General features: G+C 58.7%; 8 protein-coding genes. 1 reads left to right on the top strand and 7 read right to left on the bottom strand.

The window, feature by feature from the left end; translation table 11 throughout:
* Nucleotides 1–27: 27 nt before the first annotated feature.
* The 3 genes from WG899_RS19495 to WG899_RS19505 all read right to left on the bottom strand — a co-directional run bounded on the left by WG899_RS19495 (nt 28) and on the right by WG899_RS19505 (nt 4,610).
* Complete coding sequence (locus WG899_RS19495; RefSeq protein WP_339597327.1) at nt 28–2,406, bottom strand: AAA family ATPase; 2,379 nt, start codon at nt 2,404–2,406, stop codon at nt 28–30.
* Between the two features lie 377 nt (nt 2,407–2,783).
* Nucleotides 2,784–3,764: a hypothetical protein gene (locus WG899_RS19500; protein WP_339597328.1), complete on the bottom strand. Its 981-nt coding sequence runs from the start codon at nt 3,762–3,764 to the stop codon at nt 2,784–2,786.
* Between the two features lie 69 nt (nt 3,765–3,833).
* On the bottom strand, nt 3,834–4,610 hold the full coding sequence (locus WG899_RS19505; protein ID WP_339597329.1) for a DUF4339 domain-containing protein: 777 nt from the start codon (nt 4,608–4,610) through the stop codon (nt 3,834–3,836).
* A gap of 168 nt (nt 4,611–4,778) precedes the next feature.
* On the opposite strand from WG899_RS19505, the gene WG899_RS19510 reads away from it, so the two are divergent.
* A complete protein-coding gene (locus WG899_RS19510) occupies nt 4,779–5,096 on the top strand; it encodes a helix-turn-helix domain-containing protein (RefSeq protein WP_339597330.1) in 318 nt (105 codons plus the stop codon).
* 4 nt (nt 5,097–5,100) lie between these two features.
* Here WG899_RS19510 and WG899_RS19515 read toward each other — a convergent pair whose 3' ends face one another.
* The 4 genes from WG899_RS19515 to WG899_RS19530 all read right to left on the bottom strand — a co-directional run bounded on the left by WG899_RS19515 (nt 5,101) and on the right by WG899_RS19530 (nt 8,768).
* The gene (locus WG899_RS19515; protein WP_339597331.1) at nt 5,101–6,015 is read right to left on the bottom strand and encodes a recombination directionality factor; all 915 of its coding nucleotides are present in this window, start codon (nt 6,013–6,015) and stop codon (nt 5,101–5,103) included.
* Nucleotides 6,016–6,046: 31 nt separating this feature from the next.
* On the bottom strand, nt 6,047–7,048 hold the full coding sequence (locus WG899_RS19520; protein WP_339597371.1) for a YqaJ viral recombinase family nuclease: 1,002 nt from the start codon (nt 7,046–7,048) through the stop codon (nt 6,047–6,049).
* Between the two features lie 118 nt (nt 7,049–7,166).
* A complete protein-coding gene (locus WG899_RS19525; RefSeq protein ID WP_339597332.1) occupies nt 7,167–8,135 on the bottom strand; it encodes a DUF932 domain-containing protein in 969 nt (322 codons plus the stop codon).
* Nucleotides 8,136–8,618: 483 nt separating this feature from the next.
* Nucleotides 8,619–8,768 carry a hypothetical protein gene (locus WG899_RS19530; RefSeq protein WP_295078332.1) on the bottom strand — a complete coding sequence of 50 codons (150 nt, stop codon included), beginning with the start codon at nt 8,766–8,768 and terminating at the stop codon, nt 8,619–8,621.
* Nucleotides 8,769–8,970 lie beyond the last annotated feature (202 nt).

Genomic DNA, 8,970 nt, shown 5'->3' on the forward strand with positions numbered 1-8,970 from the left:
GCTGCGATCAGATCGGGCATCTCGGGGCTATTCAGTGTTCGTCAATTGGTATCGGCCTGTGTCGATCTTTACCAGCAACTTCTTGGCACAGAGGCTGCTGATCGTGCGGCCCACAAGGCGCTCGATGGAGTCATCCAACTCGCGGGCTACCAGCACTTCTCGCAGCCATTGCTCCATCTGGAATTTGGTGGCAACTGTTGCTCCGCTGCGCAAATGAAACTCAACGATCGTGGTGGCGAGGAGCAGGGCTGGCATTTCGGTCATCCCACGCACAGTGTCATTTGAACGCGGGAATTTGAAATCCCCTACCAGTGCCGCTACTTTGATCAAGGATTGCCCTCGCATGCTTGATCGCGCGTTGCCAATTTCACTCGCCTGCCGGACGATCGCGGAGGTTGTCGCCTCGTCTATTGGGGATGCTTGGCAAGTCAGGCACGTGCGGAACACGTCATGCGGAGTTGTCGTGCCGCATTCGATGCAGGGGAGGAGGCAACAATCAGTGAGCTCGTTGCGCACCAAGTCGATCCCGGAGATGGGAAGGTTTGTCGAAAGCGAGAGCCACCCACCCCAGAGCTGAACTCTGCGGTTGCTCCACCTGGCGCCGCCTTCATAAATCCATCGCCTCCATCGACTGGCGTAGACGAAACCTTCGCCGAAGATTTCGTGCCTTGCAACTAGAGCAGCGTATTTGCGAACTTTATTGACGATAAATCGCGGAGCCGAATCATTGGCATCCTGATCTAGCACCCTCGCTCGATCGATCTTTTCCAAGCCCTTGCGCAGGAACTCCGACTTCACGTCACGTAAGCCTACGAGCAGTTCGATAGGTACGATGATGTGGGCGCGCGTGGTGGCCCGCCCGAGCGCGCAAGCCAATGTGATGTCGTCCATATCGAACCCGGCCACGACGATGACAACTGGCTTCTCCATGCCGCGATACGCCGAGATCGTGGATCGCGGTGCATCGATCCCTTCAAGCGACCAAGCGAACTGGCAGAGTACGATCACGTCCTGCGTCTTGACACCTGACGACGACAGATCCGCCATCAGGGTCTGGATACGCTTGGAGACGTCCCAGCTGATGCTTCTCGATAAGTCCTCGCTGGAGATCGGGCGAGGGCAGTGCACCTCATGTCGTGGCGGTCGCATTTGCATCATCGTTTGAGTGATGCCGCCTGGATTCCGATAGACCGTTGCGAGGTAAAAGAATCGGTCGCCATATGTGTCTTCCAGGAACTGGTATGAGCAGCCCTTCTCGATACCGGGTAGCACCTGAAGCTCATCGGCAAAGATGAACTTGCGCGAGTTGGAAAAATGGTCGCTTAGGGCCAGGTGATCGGCCTCGTTTAGGGCTTGGGCCTCATCGACAATCAGCACCGCGTACTGGCGATCCTGCTTCCCCTGCAGGGCCTGGTAATGCTTGTCGTAATTGGGTTCACTGGGCGTACTGTCCTTGTTCCGCGCGCCGAGCGACTCACAATAGGAATGAAAGGTCTGGACCGTGACTGCCCGGCCCAGATGGCTCAATTGAGCGGCTACTTTCTGCGTAATCTGCCGGTTCTTCAGAAGGAAGATCACGTTGAGGCCCCGGCCCGCGAACTGCTCGGCAAGGGAGCGCGCAATGAGCGTCTTGCCACTGCCCGAGAACCCAGCGATCAGCCTTCGGTCGCTGTTGAGGCACAAAGACACCTGACTCGCCTGCTTGTCGTCCAATCGAAGCCACAACTCGCCGTCCGCGACGATCTTGCGTCCGAGAAGTCCGGCCTGCGCTTCTTGCGGCCAGACTGCGTCGAGGAATCGATCAATCTCGCCTTTGAAGTCGGCCTGGTGGCTGTAGCCCAATGCAGCCTTCCAATGCACCATCAGTTGCGAGATGCGCGAGGGCATGTCCAGATGATGTTTTCGCATAATCAAGATGCCGTCAGGGAGCGGTCTGTCGAGCGGCAGGTAGGCGCTGGCAATCTGCGAGCTCTCGAGATCGAAGTCCGGAAAATGCACCGCGTAGCCGACCGGACATGTCATCTTCCATGACTTCAGCATCTCGACGAGGGCGAAGGTGTTGTCCTTGACCTGATTCAGCGGATCGATTTCGTAGCCATCACGTTCGTGGATGAACCGAACGCCAGAAGGCTTGTACTGCCCCGACTTCGTCTCGATGCAAAGCATGCCTAGCTCCGCGTGCAGGATCACGAAGTCCACCTCACCGGAAAGATGCTTCCTGCTCAAGGCGACCTGCAGGTACTCCTTCAACTCCTGCGAGTACACCCGCCTGGTCCTTCCTCGCAGCCAAGGCAACGAGTGGATGACGGTGAACTTATCGTCAAGTGCCGCCAGATCCTGAAACAGGGTGAATTCCCCTTCGCTGCGAAATTCAGCTTTTTCGAGTGTTGGAAAGAATCTGGCCATAGACGGAGGAAATGGTTTTTCGGCTCCAAGTATCCAGTACCCTGCATATCGCCTGGGCAAGGGCGCTTCAAAATTTTCGGAGCCGATCTGCGACGGGCGGGCGGCGCCCTGATGCACTTGGATTTGGGGCTCGTGACGGCGCGCGGAGCCTTTTCGGATTTCGCAACGATAGGCTCGTGGCCTGGACAGACTGTGCAATGCGACGGCGTCGCAAAAAAATACTGGCACAAAAAAGCCACCCCATCGCTGTTTGATGGGGTGGCCTATGTCGCTTCTGCGCCGCTGGTAAGTAATGCTGACGCGTTACTTCGTTGGTCAGCTACTCGTTGCTCGGATAGGTGCTTTCCGTCAGTGGTTTGTGTGAGCTAGTTGGCTCGTTAGTTTGATGTGCCGAGCAAGGCGCCGACGGTTGTTTCAAGGGCCTTCTTGCCATCGAAGACCGTGACCTTCGTGTCTGCGCTACCCTGTTCTCCGAGCCAACTCTTCACGCCCGGCGACACCGCAGCGCTGACATCTCGCGACGTCATAAGCAGGATGTGGTCGCTGGCCATGTCGCAAACCAAGGCCAATTCCACCTGACCGTCGGCGCCGAGCTGCAGCAAGCCCGCGACCCAGTTCTCAGCATGCGAGCCATGGGCCGCACTGACGACGAGCCGCTCACTGGTCAGACGCATCGGCGGCAGCTCTGGCAGCGTCTGGTCCACGCATTGTCGGCCAGCACCTGGCGTGATCGCGGCGATCTTCGGCCCCCAGTAGGCGTCCTTCAGCAAGGTACCAGCCTGTGCGCCTTCGAATACGCTCAAGTCCACGCTGGTCGCCACCCCCAGCTTCTTGAGATCTACAGGCGCGGAGATGATCTTGGCCATTTGCTCCGGCGTCATGCCCGGACCTGATGCGGCCGCTTCGGCTTGATGCGCCTGCCGCCTTTCGTAAGCGAAGCTTCCGCCGTAGACTAGGCAAGCCAGAGCGGTGACCACCGCACCGCCGATGGACCACTTGCGTTGCTCGTCGTTGAACGCTTGCACGCTCGTCCATTCGCCTCGGCGCCAGGCCAGTTCACGCCCCTTGATGCCGAGCCAGATCGGCACAGCCAGGCCAACAAATGGCACCAGGACGAGCAAACCCCACCAAACACGGAAGCGGATCGCCCAGACCCAGTTGAGCAAGAAGCCACCCCAGCACCAGCCCTTGATAACAATAGGCAACGGCTCGTTTGGGCGAGTCGATACAGACTTAAAGGGTGCGGGCGGCCGCTCGTTGTGCGACGGGGCCGATGCACTGGTGCCCGGCCGTTGAGGTGGCAGGGGCGGCGGCAGGTCGGTCGATGTGCCGCTAGGAGCGTTCTTGTGATCGTTCATGGTTGATTTGAATAGTTCAAAAATTGGGAAGCCCCAGTGCTGCTGGTCAAGGCGCACATCGGCCTGAACTCAGGCGCCCGCAAACAGGCTAAGCACAAAGAGCCCGATCCAGACACATGCATAGGCAGGGCTTTGTGTCAGCGCTTTGGACCGCTTGAAGAGATAGACCGGTACGAGCCAAGCTTGGCCCAGCAACTGGGTATTCACGCCGGCCTTCTTGAGAACAGAGACGTCCCAGTAGGACAGGGCGATGCTGATCACCGGCCCGACCACCCAAAAGGCGTCTTGCGATACCAGACGGTCGGCCCGTGCTTCGTTGCCTCCCGTGGCGATCAGCGCGATGAAGTAGCGCAGCAGTTCGATCAGTACTGGCGACAAGGCCAGCAGCCAGACAACGCTGTTGTTGATCGCCTCACCGGACAGTGGGGGAGGGGTACCCTGCAATAGCTGCGAACGCAGCTCTGTGTCCTCGACCAGTGACCAGGCCGGCATGCCGGCCCTCCAGACCAGGGAGCCATGTGTCAAGTGGCCCTTCTCAATCATTGCGTGCATCTCGGCCTGAGTAACTGGGCCTTTGCGCTGACCAGACTGCTCGTAGTGCCAGGTCTTGGTGTCAGACGTGTCCTTGGATGTCGCCGCAGCTGAGGCGCCAGACAAAAGCGCTCCCAGTTCTGTGCGGCCCATGGGTGTCCAGTCCGCCCAGCCGCTTCGCCACACCAAAGTGCTGGCAGACACGGTGCTGTTGAGAACAAGCGCCTGGATGACGCTGGTTGGGGCTGGCCCGATGTGCTGGCCTGATTGCTCGTAGTACCAGAGGGTCTCTCGTGTTGCGTTGTTTTCGGTCATGGATACTCCCTTGCTTGTTTGTAGACTTTGAGTCTCATTTGTGTGCGAAGTACAAGATGCCGCACGGGCATCGTTTCGACTAATAAATTCGGTCAAGCGCCGGCTTGATTAGTGAGTGTGACTCATAGTCCGTAGTCTTATTGTCCACTTTTCTTGAGGATCAGCGACGTGAAGACCGTCGCAGATTCCACCAGTTCGGCCCGCCGCAAGCCTCTGAGCCCTCGCGGGCGAGGCGCTGTCCCAGCGCCCGCTGATGAAGATCGCCTGCTTAAACTCTTTGCCGAGAACATGCGCAGTCTGCGTATCGAGCGGCAGTTGTCCCAAGAGGCCTTAGGCGATCTCTGCGACCTGGATCGCACCTATATCTCTGGCATTGAACGCAAGCGTCGCAACTTGAGCATTCGCAATATCCAGCGCATTTCAGATGCGCTCGGTGTTGACGCGCGGGTGCTGCTCGCGCCGATGGGCATGGGTCCCTCGGCTTGATTCGTTAAGGCCGGATTGTTGACATGCCATCAAGCTTGCTGGCGAGCTTCCCGGCAAGTCCGCTAGAGCCTGGGCGCGTGGCCATCGCGTTAGGAGGCTGTTCCTGTTCAACGTGGTGCGAACCTGTTTCTGGATAGAACTCCTCGACAATCGCCTCTGAATCCTCCATCGATTCCTCAAAAGCACCCAGGGCTAGGCTCTCGCGTGCGGCTTGATCCAGCGCCAACTGATCGAATCCCGCTGCGTGCCTGTTCTCCCACTCGGTTCTGGCCTGCTGTATGCCCTCAGCCAGGCTCAGTCCCGAGCGCAAGGTCAGGTCCACGTAGTAGATCGCCGTGCGGTGCGATTGCGTGGTTGACTTGCCGCGCAGCCTCAGCTCCAGCGGCAGGGTCGAGAGGCGCCCGCCAGAGACGGCTGCGAAATAGCGCAGCCGAGTGTTCAACGTTCGGATGCTGTTGAAGCCTGTTGTCCTGAAGATGAAGCTGCCGAGTTCGTCTTCGTCACCCACTCTCACGTTGAGACGGCCGACCGGCTTGCACTGACCTTCAGCGAACTCGCAGCCTTCCGGAGCTGGACAGGGTAGGGCTTGGACGCCAGCATGGGTCGAGCGCTTGCAAGATTCGCCATTCCCGACACATGTCGGCCGTCCGGTCTTCCGTTCAAATAGGCTGTAGCTGGCGCGCATGTTCAGATCTGGATCATCGAACAGCAGCCGCACCGGGATCTGGCGCAGTTTGGTGTTGGCCTGGCGCAGTGTTTCGTTCAGCGGGTGAGGCACCCAGCCGTCCTTGTTTTGCACTTGGCTGGTCAGGGTGAATTCGTCGTCCTTCTCGGGTAATCGCTTGCCATTTTTCTCGACAACCTTGCCGATGGAGATCCGCCCGATGATGGGCGGCGTTAGAGCCAGTCCTTTGAGCATGATGATGTCGTCCTTGTTGAGTTTGATGGTTTCAGCCGGTCACTACGAATCGGCGCGATCCGGGCCTTGTAGTCATGAAGCAGCGAGCCAGTTCGGGTTCGTCTTTGCAAAGCCGGGCTGCGTCTAGCACTTGAGAATCCTTGCTTCGCTTCCAGGTCACTTCGCCGGTTTCAAAGATGGCCTTTGTGGCGTCGCCCATGTGCTGCTGAATGCGCTGCTTGAGTTGAGCTTCGAGTTGGCTTTGCTGGTCCAGCATCTGCCGCACGGCCAGCAAGTCTGAGAACACGCTAGACATTGCAAAGTCTGCAGACAGGTCCAGCGTTTGCCCTGAGTCCTGCGGGTAGAGCGCCCGTAAGGCGGTGTCAGCGGAATCTGATCCATCGGCGGGTGGGGCCACGTCGTCCACGACATAGCGCCAGAACTTCCTTTCCAATTCGATGAGGCGTTGGATCAGGACTTCATCTCGCTCGATACGGTGGATCTGAAAGTCCTGCCCACCCAAGAGCACAGCGACGTCAGCGGCCTGCTTGCCGGTCACTGCCAACTGATGCATGACCTGCAATTGCACGTACTCTGGAACACCGTCCTTCCAAAGCCTGGCGCCGTTGATGCCTGCCGTTTTGCATTCAAGAATCTGAACATCGGCTGCGCCAGTGACTTCCCGGTCGATGTTGGCCAGCATCCAAGGCTCGTCCGGATGCTGCAGTACGGCGTTGATGCGCCGCACCCGGTTGCCGGTTTGGCGGGTGTAATGCGCTGCGACGATGGGCTCCAACAAAGTGCCCCAGTACATCGGACTTGTTTCGTCGTTGGGGTCGGTTTTGGGCAGGTTGGCATCCCGCCCGGTCTTCTCCATCCAGAGCTGCAGCTGAGATTTGTATGGGTTCAGGCCGACAGCGGCGCCGGCATCCGAGCTGCCGATGCCACCTTTGCGGACTTCGAGCCACTGGTCGCGATCCAGGCTGGTTGTTTTGACAAGCCTCAATGCTGGCTTGCGTGATGCGGTTTGGGCTGAGGATTGTGCGAGTGCCATGAAAGCTCCTTCTTGCGAATGGTTTGGACTCAGATGAAATAAAGCCCCGGCCCACACGAGGTGGGTCGGGGCTTATGCCGTTGGGTTTGACGATTGAGGCGAAGTTGCCGATGTAGCCTCAAGAGATCAACTGCAACGCTTGATCCAGCGCGCGCTGCTTGAGGTTGGCGCCTTGGCCGAACCAAGCGCTGTCCAGCCGATACTCTTGGTTGCGAGCCTTGCGCTCGTGGTCGACGAACTCGGTGACGGCATTGAGCAAGCCCCAGGCTGTGCCTTTGGCTGCAGCCAGCTCCGCACCCCGGCCGGTGCCATCAAACAACGCCTGTACCTTCTTCAAGGCACGCTCATTGTTCAACCTTGTCGAACTGTCGCCCTGAAAATCCGATTGGCAAATCACCTTGAGGAAGTAGTTCATTGCTTCATGGCTTTTGACCTTACGCTCGGAAAGGGTCTTCATTCGGTACATAAAGCTGTCCCACTGCGACACCGCGATGCCCAACTGCTTCTTCACGGCTAGAGCATCAAAGCTCGTGCGATGCGGCACCTTAATCGCGCTGCTGGCGCCATTCAGTGCGATGGTTAGGGTGTTGTTGCAAACCACCCGAACCGTGGTCGGCGTGGCTGTGGTGGCCAGCGTTCCGTCGCACGATGTGGCCAGCAGCAAGTAGCCTTTGACGACATCACTGCCCTTGAGCACGGATTCTTTGCCTGTCTTGGCCAAGGCCCAGAACTTTTTGCCAGCTTTGAGAACGCCTGCCGTCTCCAGCTCGAAGCCGGAGACTTCAGTCAGGTCTCGGTAGAACTCCAGCACCTCGCGCGGCTGCACCACCTGATACCGGTCGCTGACGACGGACAGCGGCGCTTTGGTGTCGCTGCGGTAAAGCACCATCTGATCGGCGAATGACATGACGGCGCCCAGCGTCCCGGCTTGCTCGGTCATGTACCGGACCGGCGTCGAGCAGATGTCCCAGTTCATGCCTGCTTTGTCTGCCCAGACTTCGATGGGCTGTTTAGGTGGCAGTTTGCTGCCGAGTTCGTGCCAGGGTGTTTCGCCAACATAGGCCATGGTTTCGAGAAGGTGTGCCATTTGAATTTCCTTGTGAGGTTGAAAAAGCTCAGACGAGCCAAGGTGGCCTGCGGCTCAGGGCCTGCAGGCATAGGTCAGTCACGGGTGGTTGAAGGGGAAGGAATGTGCAGCCGCGATCGGCATGCAGGGCGTCGAGCCCTGGAGGGGCGACTTCAGTCGGTCGATGCGGATGGCGCAGGACTTGGTACCGGGTTGAATGTGAATCCGCAGTCAAGGCAGCGGTAGGCGTCGAACACATGCTCGTCCAGTGCTGAGCCCAGCGCGTGGCCAATGGTGCAACCTGAGACCCCGCCCAATAGGCCGCCCAGAATCGCTCCTGAGATGGCGCCGACGGCAGCGGCTTGAGGCGACGCTTTGATGCCTAGCGATGCGCCCAGTTTGGCGCCGCTCCAGGCTTGAGAAGCGCCACGGGCCGCGCCAGCTGCTGCGCCAATCGAACCAGCGGCCCACTTGCCGAGATCGCGCCGGCAGCACGATGCCGAACTACAGCGGGGGCATACGTTTTTCATGTGTCGGCCATTTCGATTTGAGGGTGGTGATGTACTGGAACATCCCAACAGCTGAAAGTGCGCCGGACGCGAAAGCGATGGCGAATGCAGCGAGGTAGTCCAGCGGGGAATCGTTGAATTTCATGTTGGCTCCATGAGGTAGTTAGTGCGAGAGTGGGGTTGTGGATTTGGATTCCGGTGAAGCCTCCTTGGCTTGGTGCAGGTGAGCAGATTCAGCTGATGCACTGCGTGCTGACGGCATAAGGCCCGGTCTGATCTTTCGATCAGCTGGGCCTTTGGTTTAGGGCTTAGAAGTAGCAAGCAAACATGGCACCGAGCGCTGCGCG

Source organism: Paucibacter hankyongi, assembly GCF_037482915.1.
Taxonomy (GTDB): Bacteria; Pseudomonadota; Gammaproteobacteria; order Burkholderiales; family Burkholderiaceae_C; genus Paucibacter_A; species Paucibacter_A hankyongi.